Here is a 243-nt window from a genome sequence, read left to right as displayed (position 1 = left end):
CGCGCCGCATGCGCGATGCAGGTGTATTCGGGATAGTTGAGGTTCTTCATCCCGAACGAGCCGCCGACATTGCCGGTGAGGATGCGGACCTTGTCGGCGGGCACATTGAGCAGACGCGCCAGGATCGAGGCAGCGTTCGCCGGCGCCGCGCATGTGACGAAACTCGACATCGTCAATACCCGCGTCGCGGTGGTCTCGATGGAGCCGCGCGTCGCGCTCGCGCATTACGACAAGACAACCGAG

The 243-nt window shown here is 64.2% G+C and carries 1 pseudogene; it reads right to left on the bottom strand.

Annotated elements, in window-relative coordinates:
• Window positions 1-122, bottom strand: a pseudogene (locus FNJ47_RS48500) (molybdopterin cofactor-binding domain-containing protein); the annotation flags it as partial.
• Window positions 123-243 lie beyond the last annotated feature (121 nt).

Origin of the sequence: Bradyrhizobium uaiense (assembly GCF_010811875.1) — a bacterium.
In the GTDB taxonomy this organism is placed as follows: Bacteria; Pseudomonadota; Alphaproteobacteria; order Rhizobiales; family Xanthobacteraceae; genus Bradyrhizobium; species Bradyrhizobium uaiense.
This window is presented reverse-complemented; position numbering and strand designations above follow the sequence as displayed.